Annotated in this window: 9 protein-coding genes; 6 read left to right on the forward strand and 3 right to left on the reverse strand. The window is 34.4% G+C overall.

The window, feature by feature from the left end:
* Positions 1-377 precede the first annotated feature (377 nt).
* A complete protein-coding gene (locus tag OD917_RS07425; RefSeq protein ID WP_263522994.1) occupies positions 378-1409 on the reverse strand; it encodes a LacI family DNA-binding transcriptional regulator in 1032 nt (343 codons plus the stop codon).
* Between the two features lie 673 nt (positions 1410-2082).
* Here OD917_RS07425 and OD917_RS07430 point away from each other — a divergent pair.
* Positions 2083-2688, forward strand: coding sequence for an NAD(P)-binding domain-containing protein (locus OD917_RS07430; RefSeq protein ID WP_263522923.1), 606 nt, complete (start codon positions 2083-2085; stop codon positions 2686-2688).
* Between the two features lie 268 nt (positions 2689-2956).
* Here OD917_RS07430 and OD917_RS07435 read toward each other — a convergent pair whose 3' ends face one another.
* Together OD917_RS07435 and OD917_RS07440 are read right to left on the reverse strand one after the other, a co-directional pair.
* Positions 2957-3985: a rod shape-determining protein gene (locus OD917_RS07435; RefSeq protein ID WP_263522924.1), complete on the reverse strand. Its 1029-nt coding sequence runs from the start codon at positions 3983-3985 to the stop codon at positions 2957-2959.
* Positions 3986-4174: 189 nt separating this feature from the next.
* A complete protein-coding gene (locus tag OD917_RS07440; protein WP_263522925.1) occupies positions 4175-5644 on the reverse strand; it encodes a M28 family peptidase in 1470 nt (489 codons plus the stop codon).
* Positions 5645-5985: 341 nt separating this feature from the next.
* Here OD917_RS07440 and OD917_RS07445 point away from each other — a divergent pair, with 341 nt between their 5' ends.
* The 5 genes from OD917_RS07445 to OD917_RS07465 all read left to right on the forward strand — a co-directional run bounded on the left by OD917_RS07445 (position 5986) and on the right by OD917_RS07465 (position 13797).
* Positions 5986-6573 carry an RNA polymerase sigma factor gene (locus OD917_RS07445; RefSeq protein WP_263522926.1) on the forward strand — a complete coding sequence of 196 codons (588 nt, stop codon included), beginning with the start codon at positions 5986-5988 and terminating at the stop codon, positions 6571-6573.
* Between the two features lie 211 nt (positions 6574-6784).
* The gene (locus OD917_RS07450) at positions 6785-7831 is read left to right on the forward strand and encodes a FecR family protein (RefSeq protein ID WP_263522927.1); all 1047 of its coding nucleotides are present in this window, start codon (positions 6785-6787) and stop codon (positions 7829-7831) included.
* Positions 7832-8096: 265 nt separating this feature from the next.
* Positions 8097-11402, forward strand: a complete 3306-nt coding sequence (locus OD917_RS07455) for a TonB-dependent receptor (protein WP_263522928.1) — start codon at positions 8097-8099, stop codon at positions 11400-11402.
* 11 nt (positions 11403-11413) lie between these two features.
* Positions 11414-12781 (forward strand): RagB/SusD family nutrient uptake outer membrane protein, encoded by a 1368-nt coding sequence (locus OD917_RS07460; protein ID WP_263522929.1) that lies wholly within the window; start codon positions 11414-11416, stop codon positions 12779-12781.
* 65 nt (positions 12782-12846) lie between these two features.
* The gene (locus tag OD917_RS07465; protein ID WP_263522930.1) at positions 12847-13797 is read left to right on the forward strand and encodes an ABC transporter ATP-binding protein; all 951 of its coding nucleotides are present in this window, start codon (positions 12847-12849) and stop codon (positions 13795-13797) included.
* Positions 13798-13812 lie beyond the last annotated feature (15 nt).

Raw genomic sequence — 13812 nt, forward strand, 5'->3', positions numbered from 1 at the left:
AACCTTTTATTAAGTAAGGATCGTGATAACCGAAACAGTTTTCAAGACATCTAATCTTAGTTGCTTTTTATGTTCTCCATATGGGACGTTTATAAAAAATTATAAGATTTATATTCATTAAACAAACAATCGGTTGTGTAAAAATATGCAAAAAAAATATATAAATTAAAATTTAATCATTTATATTTAGATATTTACAAATAACAACCGATTGTATATTATGAATTCTTAAAACTTTACGCGCTCATTTTTTTTAGAGTTTTAAAATACTCTCACACGCTTTTTATGTTTTAAATCTCCGTCAACTAGAACCTAGTTAAAAAAGAAACTGCTCTTACATTAAATGCAAGAGCAGTTTCTTTTTATGGTTAAGAAATTTATTTTCTTTTTGAAGACTCACGAACAAGAACCTCTGTATTAAGAAAGGTTATTTCTTTTACCTCCTCTTCTTTTGAAGATTCTATATTTTCAATAACTATATTTGCAGCTGCTTTTCCCATTTTCTCTGCAGGATGTGTAATCGTTGAAATATTAGGTTCGATTATCTCAGAAATAGGATCATTGTTAAAACCAATTATAGCAAAATCCTGAGGCACTTTGATTCCTTTCTTTTTTGCTGTCTGCAAAGCACCAACGGCAAGAATGTCACCTGGCGCAAAAAGACCATCTGGCGGATTTTTTAAACCAAATAGCTTATTACAAGCTTTAACCCCATCGTCATACGTTATAGCTTTGAGATTTATAATTAATTCTTCGTTAAATGGAATTCCATTATCAGCCAAAGCATCAATATAACCTCTCTTTCTTTCATTGTAAAGATTGCCAAATTCGGCACCAGCAGTCATATGCGCAATTCTTTTGCACCCTTGATCAATAAGATGTTTTGTTGCTTTATAACCAGCCGTATAGTTATCAATTACAACCCTAAATGCATTAAAACCTTTAGGAACACGATCAACAAAAACAAGAGGAATATTGCTATTTAAAAACTGCTCAAAGTGAGAGGTGTCTTTTGTCGCCATTGCCAGCGAGCAAATTACACCACTTACTCTACTGCTATACAGTGATTTGGCCATTTTAACCTCTTCATCATAAGAATCATGTGACTGCATAATAATAACTGAATAATAAAATTTTCTGGCCTCAACCTCAATACCACTAATTAATGATGATAAGAATGGCTGAGTTATCGTTGGAATTAAAACACCAATTGTTTTAGACTTATTTCCTCTTAATCCAGCTGCCAAAGTATTTGGAACAAAACCCATCTCTTCAGCTGTTTTTTTTACTTTCTTAATAGTCTTCTCACTAATGCTGTGATGGTCTTTCAATGCACGTGAAATTGTAGACGTAGCGAGATTAAGCCGCTCCGCAATATCATAAATAGTTACATGTCTATGCTCTTCCATTACTATATAATAAGCTATAAATATAATATATTTTAAAATCATCAACTGCAGCCTATATAATATGACTCTCGATTCTTTTAAAAGAAACAGATTTTTTCTAATTAAAGTTGATACTTTTATAGTTAAAATAAGACTTAAAGTAATTAATTCCGAGATAAAATCAATAAAAAGAGTCAAAATATTAATAGTAATACCTTAACTTTTATTTTTTGTTTTGCATCCCTTCTACTTGCCAATACAGAAATTAACTTTCCTTATTTAATAAGGTTTAAGCAATGCCGAAATACAATTAAGGTGTAAATTTTTAAATATAAAATTCTTACAGAATAAAAAAAACAAAAAAGAGCTGTCTTTATAAATAAATAAATAAGCCTTCAATAGATCGGTAACAAAGTAGTTAAAAACAGATGTATTAAAAATATCTAAATTTTGCTCCCATACTCATAACCTTCAATTTCAATCTCTCAATAAAACTGAATACTAGCTTTTAAACTTCTCAATAATTCTGTTTGCCAATAAAAACAAGTAAAAATACTCTGATTAAAAACAAATAATAGCTTTAAATTTATTCCTGAGATAAGGAGACATTTTCTCGAATGAATCCATATGCAACTACAGCATAAACATTCTTAAATTTTACTAGTGAGCAGTAATTATTTAAAAAAAAGAACTTATGAAAATTGGAATCATCGGCATCAGCAGTTTTACTCTTGAATTAGCCCGTAGGGCATCAGACGCAGATTATGAAGTTATAATAAACAATCCTAGGGGCGGAAGTCTGATAAAAGAGACAATAAAAAAAATGGAGCCCAATGCAAGGATTGGAAGCATAGAAGAAGCAGCTTTTCCGGAAATAGTAATATTATTTCTTCCAAAGGATGATTTAGAAAACGTTATACAGTCTCTGCCTGACATGTCAGGTAAGACAGTCGTTCATACTAGCGGGCTGATTTTCGATCCCCATCTGCTGCTATCTGGAATTACAAATGCCATGACCTATAAGACAACGGCCTCACTACTTCCAGAGGCTCATGTAGTAAAATTATTCAATCCAGTCGAAATTAAGCCAAAACAGATCTCAGCCGAGAATAAAAACAAAGAGGATATTTTTTTTATTGCTGACCACACAGATTCCAGAAACCAGATCCGAGCTTTACTGAAAAAACTCCATTATTTTCCTATTGACCTTTCGACCAGATTTCATCTGCAGAAGGAAATAAATCTAAAAAGATTCATTAACCCTCTTGCTATCAAACCCTTTAAAAATAGCCATAATTAAAAGAATATCAAAGATATTTCCCTTAGTAAAAACTGTTTTTAATTTTCCAAAGACATTAAAGGGAGCGGATCTTGGCAAGGCATCTTTGATATGAACAGTATATTATCTGCAATAGCAATTACTGCCAAACCCCTCTCTTCTGCCCTTTTTCTAATAGCAAATCATTAGATTAATTTCAGAAAGCGATTCCATATGGATTATAATCGTATGTCTATCTATGCTTTTTTAATTTCATTATCTGCTTCGCGGCTGCTTGACCGTTTAAAGCCTACTTAACCAGCACGCTTTTATATTTGTCAATATTTTTTAAAACAATTCCTGTCCCTCTTACTACTGCTCTAAGGGGATCTTCTGCAATATAAACCGGCAGATCTGTCTTCTGGGAAATTCTTTTATCAAGACCTCGGAGCATTGCTCCTCCTCCTGCCAAATACAGTCCAGTGTTATAAATATCTGCCGCCAGCTCAGGAGGCGTAACTGAAAGCGTTACCATAATGGCGTCTTCAATTCTAAGTATTGATTTATCTAAAGCTCTCGCAATTTCTCTTGAGGTTATCTGCACCTCTTTGGGTTTACCTGTAAGCAGATCTCTTCCCCGCACCATCATATCAACTGGAGCATCTTCAAGCTCTTCAATCGCTGCACCCACTTCTATTTTTATCTGTTCTGCGGTGGCTTCACCTACATACAGATTATGATGCGTTCTCATGTAATAGAGTATATCTCCGGTAAAAACATCTCCCGCAATTTTTATGGATTTATCGCAGATGATGCCGCCAAGAGCAACAACCGCAATTTCTGTGGTTCCTCCCCCGATATCCACAATGATATTTCCTTTGGGCTGCATAACATCAAGCCCCATTCCTATAGCCGCCGCCATAGGCTCATGAATCAAGAAGACTTCTTTTCCGTTCACCCTTTCGCAGGACTCTTTTACCGCTCTCATTTCAACCTCCGTAATGCCGCTTGGAATGCAGACCACCATACGCAGAGCCGGCTTAAAAAGATTTTTCTTTATCTCAGGTATATTACTGATAAACCAGCTAATCATTTTTTCCGAAGCATCAAAATCAGCAATGACCCCATCCTTAAGCGGTCGAATAGTTTTAATATTCTCGTGGGTCTTACCCTGCATTAAGCTGGCTTCTTTACCCACAGCAATAATTTTTCCGTTCCTTATGTCTCTTGCCACTATTGAAGGGCTGTCTACTACAATCTTTCCTCCGTGGATTATTAAAGTGTTGGCAGTTCCCAAATCCATAGCGATTTCCACTATCATAAAATCAAATAAGCCCATAGTATCGTTTTATAAAAAAACGATACAATAGGAGTTTTATTCTCTTTTGTCTGAAAATATAGTGGTGAATTTATATAAAGAATACTTAAATCTTCCCCAAAGAGGGAATTCACGAATCATTAACAGGTAACAACAAAACTAACCAAAAGTAAAAAGATGTCTGACAAATCAGACATCTTTGTGATATAACTAATTCTCTTTTTTTTGCGGAATCACTTTTGGCCGTTCATGCTGATTAGATAAAATCCAGCCAGTTCTATAAATCCAATCTGTCATTTTATGCAGTTTTGCAAAATCAATATTCTCAGATTCATCCATTGGAGTATGGTATTGGCTGTGCAGTACACTTGTAAAAAATACTGCCGGAATATTTTTTCTGGCATAAGGCAAATGATCAGATCTAAAATAAAAGAATTCAGGATGTTCGGGTCTGTCCCAAAGTTTATCAAGTTCGAATTTTGGCCCTTCGTCGTTGGCTTTTTTAGCGGCAGCGACCAAATCGGGCGAATTTTGATGCGGCTCGCTTGAACCTAAAAGTGCTGCCTGATTGATATTATTTCGACCTATCATATCGCCGTTTAAAACTGCAATTATATCTTTTTCAGTTACTGTAGGATGTGAAGCATACCAGCTCGACCCTAACAATCCTCGTTCTTCTGAACCATGAAATACAAATAGAGCGGATCTTTTCGCAGGCTGCTTTCTGTAAGCTCTAGCAATAGCCAGCATCGCCACGCAGGTACTTGCATTATCATCTGCTCCGTTATAAATTGAATCCTGTCCGTATTTCTGTCTTACGCCATCATGGTCTTGGTGTCCGCTGAAAAGTACATATTCATTTTTTAATTTAGAATCAGTTCCTTCAATTTTTCCAACAACATTTACAGATGGATATTTGTAAGTTTCTGAAACTACTTCGGCAGATAAAAAGTCTTTTGTATTTTTAAGAAATTCCATTTGATCATTGTGCACCCAAAAAGCAGGCATTCTAGGAGGAACAGGCATTTTATCGCGGTATCCTTCAATTCCGTAAACGCCTCGCCTCATTTGAGGCTCTACTTCAGGCCAGCTTTTTTCGCCCAATTCATCTGCAACGATAATAAGAGCTGCAGCACCTCTATAGGCTAAATCTTCATAATATTTCTGTTTCACAAATCCGGGATAACGCCTTTCAAAAAGTGAAATATTATCTAGAATTCCGTCTTTTGATGCCAGAACAACAACAGCTTTTCCTTTCACATCTATTTTTCTGATTTCTTCTGCAGAAACTTTTCCTAAAAATAAAATTGGAGCTTCAACTTTTTTCGTGGTTGTTTCGGCCACTAGAACATCGCTCCATAATTTAAATTCTTTTTGCCCGATTTTAAATCTGGTATTATTGGTAACTTGATGCCTGTATAAATCAAAAAACTGAAAGAAAGTGCCATCGTCTCCCGCTGGTGACATTCCTGCTTCTTTGGCTTTCTCTGCCAGCCACATGGATACTTTTAATTCATCTAAAGTACCAGCTTCACGACCGTTAAAATGATCGCCTGCCATTTGGTACATATCTGTTTTAAGATCCTTTAAAGTGATCGCACTGACCAAAGGTTTTTTGATCGTTTGCGAAAAAATCACATTACAGCTTAAACTGAAAAATAAAAATAACTTCTTCTTCATAATTAAAAATCAAATTAAAGATTGAATAATTTTCTGATAAAAAAAGAAGGGTCTGAAAAAAAGACAAATCTATGTTTTTTATAAACATACTTCAAAAAAAGATAAAATTTCAATTCTATTCTGTTCAATTTTCAATAAAAACAAGACTTAACCTACAATACATCAAACATCAAAACAAAACACTATTGAATCTTATGCAAAAGAGCATTACTTATTTTTACGATAATTTATTATTTTAATGATAAAATGGTAAAATAACATTTTTCGAGGCTTGTTATCGATAAATAATCTTCATTTCAAAAAAAATAAATAATATTGCTGAATTGATTGTTACCAAAAACATGGCTCAAAATTCGAATATAGACGAAAAAAAACTTCTTCTTGAATTGTCTCAAGGAAGTGAGCTTGCGTTTACCAATATGTACAATCAATATAAAAATAATGTGTACTCTACTGCTTTACGAATCACGAAATCGAAAATTCAAGCAGAAGAAGCCGTTCAGGACATTTTTTTAAAGATATGGCAGAATCGCGAGAATTTAGCTGAAGTTACTCATTTTGAAAATTACCTCTACATAATCTCACGCAATCATTTGTTCAATTCGATTAAAAAAATTGCCCGAGAAACAAGTCAAATAACCGAATTCAATCAGAAAGAAGCTGGAATTATTGATACTGACAGCAATATCAAAGATGAACAGTACAATACGATTTTAAATCAAATCGTTGAACAGCTGCCACCTCAACAGCAAAAAGTTTATCAAATGGCCAAAAGAGACGGCCTTAGTCATCAAAAAATTGGTGAAGATTTAGGCATCTCAACCGAGACGGTAAAAAAACATATGGCTCAGGCTTTAAAATTTATACGTCTTAAAATTTCTCCATACATGAATATATTCATGTCATTACTGCTATTTTTAAAGTTCTAGACTAAAGTTTTTTCTTTCAAAAAAGCCGAAAACTACATTTTTTTACATTTTTTTTTCATTTTTTTCACTTTCGACTACTCCCTCCTCTTTTTTAAATGGTCTTTATATAAAAGGGACATTTAAAACGTGTTCTATCCCTAAAATTAGAAGGGCTAAAAAAAAACTCCAATCTATCATTTACAAACAAGTACTAATTTAATTAACGAAACAAATGCAGCAAAAAAAATTCAAAGAGTTATTTGAAGGCTATCTGCAGAATAATCTATCTGATGCGGAACAGCAGCAAATGATGGAAATAATTCAGCAGGGAGAGCATGATGATTTTCTGAAGGAAAAAATTCAAGATATGCTGAAAGCAAATTACGCTATAGATGTAATGGATAAAAAACAAAGTGACGACATTCTAAATTACATTTTATCTAAACCGCAAAGCGAATCTAAAGTTGTGGAATTGAATCCGAAGAGAAGAAGAAAAGTAATTTTGCAATCATTTTTAGTCGCTGCTAGTGTCGCTTTATTGATTGTATTAGGAAACTCATTGTTTTTTAAACAAAAAACAACTCTTCCTCTTGCGCCAGAGACACCTACTGTTGTGGCACAAAATACTTTAATTGATTTTAGCGGAAAACAATTGGTGCATCTTCCTGATGGAAGTACTGTTCTTTTAAATGATAACAGTACGTTAAAATACGATCAGAATTCTTTTGACTCCGAAACTCGTGAAGTTACCTTAACTGGAGAAGCTTTTTTTGACATTAAGCACAATCCTAAAAAACCATTTATCGTACATACTGGTAAAATTCAGACTAAAGTTTTAGGAACTGCTTTTAATATTAATGCTCAAAATTCTTCTAACAGCATTGAAGTTACAGTTGCTCGCGGTAAAGTTCAGGTGGGAGATACCGAAAAAATATTTGGCGTAATCACTCCTAATCAGCAGATTAAAGTCAACAAAAGCACTTTAAATTTTGAACAGAATAACGTAAGCGCGGCCATTGTAACCGAATGGAAAAGCAATTACTTAATTCTGGATGATATTAATATGGCCGAAGCCACTTCTTTAATTTCTCAAAAATACAAGGTGCAGATTTTGATCTCGAATGATAAAATTAAGAATTGCCGAATAACAGCAAGTTTCTTAAACGAAGAAGATTTAGATCATGTATTGAAAGTAATAAGCAGTGTTATAGAAACTGAATATCATTACAACAAAGCTGGAGCTGTTATTTTGGACGGAAAAGGCTGTGAAAAAGAGTAAAGAAAAAAGAGTAAAGAAGATCAAAGCTGACTAACCTCCTACTTAGAAAGCTTTCGAAAATAAATATTAACCTTAAAAACAAAGACCAATTAACCAAAACTAAATTAAAAAAGCCATCTAGCTCCTACACCAGATGGCCTAGATTTTTAACAATTAATCCAGTAACCATTAAAAAACAAGCAAATTTATGAAATTACGCTGTAAAACAACCATGTTTGACAGGGAAAAGAATTCGTCTTTTTTTCATCTGTCAAAAAAAACCATTATGATTATGCGAATCAGTTTATTCCACATTTTCTTGCTGACCTGCGGTACGCACATGATTTTCGCTACCGAAATGAGCGGTCAGAATTTAGAGTCAATATCTGTTGACATTGAACTGCATAATCAGGATATTAAAACGCTTTTTAAAACTATAGAAACCAGAACAGGGTTATTGTTTGCATATCAGCCACAACTTATAAAAGATTTTCCGAAAGTAACTACTCAAAGAGGAAGAAGAAGCGTAAGCGAAATTTTAAATTCTGTATTTCAAGGTACTAATTTAGTCTACAAACAAGTTGACAAAAATGTTGTAATCTATAAAAAAGAAGTTGTCAAAACTGCCGAAAAAACAGAGAATGAAAAAGAAGTCAATTTTATGCTTAACGGAAAAGTGCTGGATGAAAACGGACAGCCACTTCCTGGTGTTTCTGTAGCGGTTGTAGGCGGCAACAAACAAGGAATATCTGATTTTGACGGACAGTTTTTTATCGAATTGCCTAAAGGAAAACATATCTTAAGAATATCTTATTTAGGATATAAAACACAGGACGTTACAGTTGAAAACCAAACTTCGATCACAATCAAAATGCAGCCTGATTTGGCAAAATTAGACGAGGTTGTAATTATTGGATACGGTACAACCACTAGAAGAACTTCAACTGGATCTGTAGTTAAAATTACTGCCGAAGATATTGAAAAACAGCCCATAACTAATATTCTGCAAAGCTTACAGGGAAGAACTCCTGGTGTATTTGTGACACAAACTTCCGGATATGCAGGAAGTAACATGAATATCAGTATTCGCGGAACAAATTCTATTGCGGGCGATAATCTTCCTTTGTATGTAATTGATGGTGTTCCTTACATTGGCGATGATATTAAAGAGCAGGTACAATCCGATCGAGTAATTAGAGGTGCTCAAAAATCAACTAGTCCATTAAATGTTATAAATCCAAACGACATTCAAAGCATTGAAATCCTTAAAGATGCCGATGCAACCGCAATTTACGGATCTAGAGGTGCAAACGGCGTTGTTCTTATTACTACAAAAAAAGGAGAAGCAGGAAAAACAGTCTTTACTGTAAACACCAACTCTGGAATTTCTGACGTGGCACATATGGTGAAAACTTTAGATACTCCAACTTATTTAAACATGCTTCGTACAGCACTAACCAATTCTAATGCGCAGCCAAGCAGTTTCAGTACGGGAATTGCTTTAACAGATTTTGATCAAAATGCCTATACAAACTGGCAGGAAAAATTAATTGGGGGAACTGCCGATTTTACAAATTTCTCTGCAAGTTTAAAAGGAGGAAATGAAAATACAAACTTCTTATTAAGCAGTGCTTACCACAAAGAATCTACTGTTTTGCCAGGGGATTTTGGGTACAATAAGTTTTCTACCAACTTTAATATTAACCACTATACATTAAACAAAAAACTGAAAATAGGAGCTTCAGTTATTTTCTCAGCAGACGATAATAAACTGCCTTATTACGATATTACCAATTATGCTGTTAACACGGCGCCAAACCACACTATTTATAATGCAGACGGATCATACTACTGGTCACCAACTTATTTTAGTGATGTAAATCCGCTGGCAGCTTTAGATAGGAGAGTTGAGGATAAAGGAAATAATTTAATCACAAGTTTTAGCCTTCAATACGAAATTGCAAAAGGATTATCTTTTAAAACTGATTTAGGATACGGAAGAGCACAGATGACTTCTGAACAATTTTTACCTGCATCGGGAATGAATAATGTGTATTATACAGCAAATAATATTTCGCTGAATGCATCTAGAAGTTATACGGTTTCAATCAATAATACTAACAATTTTAGTATTGATCCGCAGTTAAATTATACAACTCCTTTATGGAAAGGTAATCTTACTGCTTTAGTAGGTGGCTCATGGCAAAATAGAAAGTCACGTATGCCTTCTTATGTAAATACTTCAGGTTACAGCTCTGACAACCTTGTTGGTATTACAGGAACTGCAGCAACAGCATCAATCTACAATGGTTCATCAGAATATAAATATGCATCTATTTTCAGTAGGGTAAACTATAATATCCAAAATAAGTATATTCTTAATGTCAATTTTAGAAGAGATGGTTCTTCTCGATTTGGAGCTAATAACCGTTATGGTAATTTTGGCTCAATTGGTGGCGCATGGGTTTTCTCAGAAGAGAACTTTCTTAAAGATAACGGTATCATAAGTTTTGGTAAACTTCGTTCAAGTTATGGAGAAGTTGGTAGCGACGCTATCGGAGATTACGGATATGCAAATACGTATTCGACTGCAACTTATGGCGTTGGGAATTCTTCTATGGCGGCGACCAGAATTGCCAATCCAAATTTTCAATGGGAAGTTACAAAGAAATTTGAGGCTGCGATAGATTTAAGTTTTCTTAATGACAGAATCTCTTTCACTACGGCTTATTACAGAAATCTTTCTGGAAATCAGTTAGTAAGTGCAACTTTAAGTCCGCAGGCTGGATTTACTTCTTATCAAGCTAATTTAAATGCTGAAGTTGAAAATAAAGGATGGGAATTTACTTTGGCCGCGACCAATATTCATAATAAAAACTTGAATTGGACTACTTCTTTCAATATTTCAACAAACTCAAATAAATTATTGTCTTTTCCAGGCATAGAAACCTCTAGCTACTACTCTACTTATGTAGTTGGAAATGCTTTAAGCGGTAGATATCTGTACAATTTTACAGGAGTAAATGAAAACGGTATTGCTCAGTTTGAGGATGTAAATGGAGACGGAAAAATATCCTCAGGATTTGCTCAGACAGGACTTGGCGATAGAAAATATTACGGTGCTACTTATCCGAAATATTATGGTGGAATTTCAAATTCAATTTCATACAAAAATTTTGCCCTTGACTTTTTGTTCCAGTTTGTAAAACAAGACGGAAGAAGCTTGCTTTCATCTATTGCGGTACAGCCAGGATACCCTTATGGTCTTGCCAACTATCAAGTTGATGAATATAACGAATATTTAGCGCAAGGAAATGTATTGAGCTCAAACTATCAGGCTAGCTTCTTTAATTATGCAGGATCTACAGCAACTATTGTTGATGCATCTTATATTAAATTAAAAAATGTAAGTGCAACTTATAATATTCCTTTAGATCAAAAGACTCAAAAATTCATACAAAATATACGTCTTTCACTTCAGGGACAAAACCTAGTCACTTTTACTAAATACAAAGGATTTGACCCTGAAACTCAAGGTTTAAATTTACCTCCGTTACGTACCATAACTTTAGGAACACAGTTTACATTTTAAATCTAAAAGACATGAAAAATACATCGATTAAATACACCTATATATTTTCGTTTTTCCTTTTAATTGGATTTACGAGCTGCGAAGAAATGCTTGATGTTGATCTTCCAAGCAATGAATTATCTTCTGTTACCATTTATGCTTCAGATCCTACGGCAGAGGCTGCTGTAAATGGTATCTACCAAAGTATGGTTACAAGTACTTTTTACGGATCATTACATTATGTTTTTGGAGAAACTTCAGACGAGCTTATCCTTAAAACGCAATTGGAAAACGTTTACACTACTAACGAAATCCCTGAAAATGATGGAACTACAGGCTCCATGTGGACTGAGTTTTATAAAACCATTTATAATGCAAACAGTGTTATAGAAGGAATCGGCGCAAGCAAAACATTAACATCAACCAAAACTCCACGCTGGATTGCCGAGGCAAAATTTTTAAGAGCTTACTGCTATTTCTATTTGACAAATATTTGGGGCGATGTTCCTTTGGTATTGACAACAAATGTTGATCAGTCTGCTTTAGCGCCACGCACAAGCCAAGCAGAAGTTTACAATCAAATCGTACTTGATTTGACTGCTGCTGCAGCTGATCTTCCTGTAGATTATTCTAATTATAATTCCCAAAGAATTAGAGCTACCAAATGGGCAGCAGAGGCATTACTAGCAAGAGTAAATCTTTATTTAGGAAAATGGAGTGAAGCTTCAGCTTATGCCACTTCAGTAATCGGCCAGACAGCAACTTATAAAATCATTCCAGATCTAACTTCTACAAACAGTCCTTTTATTGCTGATAATAACGAAGCTATTCTCCAAATTCCTTATTTTACAACTGCTTATACTTACGAAGGTGCTGCATTGTATACAACTGCTGGAACCTATATGCTGAGAAAAGGAAACACCATGTTTGAAACGGGTGATGCGAGAAAAACAAATTGGACTATTAGTGTAGTAGCCTCAGATGGTTCTACTTTTTTAGCGCCAAGAAAATATAAAAACTCTTATGTTTCAAGTCCGGTTGAGCGTTCTACGGTTCTTAGATTGGCAGAGCTTTATTTAATAAGAGCTGAAGCAAGACTAAAATCAAATGATATAACTGGCGCACAGCAAGATATAAATGTAATTCGCAACAGAGCATTATTACCTTCAACTACAATAACAGATCCAACGCAATTGGCAGCTTTAATTTTGCTAGAAAGAGAACGCGAATTGTTTGGAGAATTTGGTCACAGATGGTTCGATCTTAAAAGAAGCGGTACAATAGATCAAGTTCTTGGAGCTACAGCTGGAAAAATCTGGTCTTCTACAGACAGTCTTTTCCCTATTCCAGACACGGCTATTCGTTCTAATCCCTTCTTAACCCAAAATTCAGGATACTAAAAAAATTAAAAGTAACGCAGGAATGATTGTATAGAAAACTCATTCCTGCGATTTTAACAAACACTATGGAAACAACAACTATTGTAAGAGTTGAGGACTTGTCGCATCAATACAGTAAGGATTGGGCAATTCAAAATATCAATTTCGAAATTAAAGAAAACAGGATTTTAGGCCTTTTAGGATCTAATGGAGCCGGAAAATCGACAACTATGAATATTCTTTGCGGCGTTTTAAACCAAACCAAAGGAAACATTTTTATCGACGGAATTAACTTAAAAGAAAATCCTGTAGAAGCTAAAAAAATGATTGGTTTTTTACCGCAAACTCCACCGCTTCATTTGGATTTAACGGTGGATGAATATCTAATTCATTGTGCGCAATTAAGATTAGTCCCAAAAGAAAATTTGAGAAACGCTGTAGAAAAAGCAAAAGAAAAATGCGGAATTTCACATTTTAGCCACCGTTTGATTAAAAACTTATCAGGAGGTTACAGACAACGTGTGGGAATTGCGCAGGCTATTATTCACGAACCAAAATTGGTAGTTTTAGATGAACCTACAAACGGATTAGACCCAAATCAGATTTTAGAAGTTCGAAATTTAATTAAGAAAATAGCACAAGACAAAGCCGTAATCTTTTCTTCACACATTCTTTCTGAAGTTCAGGCAACCTGCCAGGATATCAAAATGATTGAAAATGGACACATGGTTTTTTCTGACACGCTGGAAGCTTTCAACAATTATATCGAAGCAGATAAATTAACGGCTAGTTTTGAAAATCCGCCAGCTATTGAAGCTTTTAAAGAAATTTCAGAAATCACAGAAGCAGTTTATCTGACTCCTAAAAAAGTACAAATTACTTTCAGCGGAACACAAGAAGTTGCCGAAAAAATTGTTTCATTAAGCGTTTACAATAACTGGAAACTTCGTGAAATTCAATTTGAAAAAGTTTCATTAGACGAAATCTTTGCACAATTATCTAAAAAAGCCCCATCTAAAAACGCTATTCTTTCTTAAAAAAAAAATATACAA

The organism is Flavobacterium sp. SH_e (assembly GCF_025717045.1).
In the GTDB taxonomy this organism is placed as follows: domain Bacteria; phylum Bacteroidota; class Bacteroidia; order Flavobacteriales; family Flavobacteriaceae; genus Flavobacterium.

What these genes read in the sequence shown, in the direction of transcription:
- OD917_RS07440 (WP_263522925.1), bottom strand. Translation starts at nt 5,644, where the DNA reads ATGAAGAAGAAGTTATTTTTATTTTTCAGTTTAAGCTGTAATGTGATT.
- OD917_RS07445 (WP_263522926.1), top strand. Translation starts at nt 5,986, where the DNA reads ATGGCTCAAAATTCGAATATAGACGAAAAAAAACTTCTTCTTGAATTG.
- OD917_RS07465 (WP_263522930.1), top strand. Translation starts at nt 12,847, where the DNA reads ATGGAAACAACAACTATTGTAAGAGTTGAGGACTTGTCGCATCAATAC.
- OD917_RS07425 (WP_263522994.1), bottom strand. Translation starts at nt 1,409, where the DNA reads ATGGAAGAGCATAGACATGTAACTATTTATGATATTGCGGAGCGGCTT.
- OD917_RS07435 (WP_263522924.1), bottom strand. Translation starts at nt 3,985, where the DNA reads ATGGGCTTATTTGATTTTATGATAGTGGAAATCGCTATGGATTTGGGA.
- OD917_RS07430 (WP_263522923.1), top strand. Translation starts at nt 2,083, where the DNA reads ATGAAAATTGGAATCATCGGCATCAGCAGTTTTACTCTTGAATTAGCC.
- OD917_RS07460 (WP_263522929.1), top strand. Translation starts at nt 11,414, where the DNA reads ATGAAAAATACATCGATTAAATACACCTATATATTTTCGTTTTTCCTT.
- OD917_RS07450 (WP_263522927.1), top strand. Translation starts at nt 6,785, where the DNA reads ATGCAGCAAAAAAAATTCAAAGAGTTATTTGAAGGCTATCTGCAGAAT.
- OD917_RS07455 (WP_263522928.1), top strand. Translation starts at nt 8,097, where the DNA reads ATGATTATGCGAATCAGTTTATTCCACATTTTCTTGCTGACCTGCGGT.